We start from the raw sequence: 228 nt of genomic DNA, 5'->3' as shown, positions 1-228 counted from the left end.
TCGTGCTGGTGTGGCGACGCCTGGCCGTGCGCCTGGACCGCCCCGCACCGCCGATCGTCCCGGCCCCGCCGGCCTGGCTGACTGGCCTGGCGCCCCTGATGCACCTGGCCCTGTACCTGCTGATGATCGGCCTGCCGCTGGCTTGCTGGATGATCCTCAGCGCGGCGAACAAGCCGATACCCTTCTATGGCTTCGAGCTACCGGCGCTGCTGGCACCGGACCCGGACC

General features: G+C 71.1%; 1 pseudogene. It reads left to right on the top strand.

Features of this window, described 5'->3' with window-relative positions:
* Positions 1-228, top strand: a pseudogene (locus tag M2D63_RS26240) (cytochrome B); the annotation flags it as partial.

This window comes from Pseudomonas sp. BJa5 (assembly GCF_030272875.2).
GTDB lineage: Bacteria > Pseudomonadota > Gammaproteobacteria > Pseudomonadales > Pseudomonadaceae > Aquipseudomonas.
Note: the sequence above shows the minus strand (reverse complement) of the source record. Positions and strands in the feature narration are given on the sequence as shown.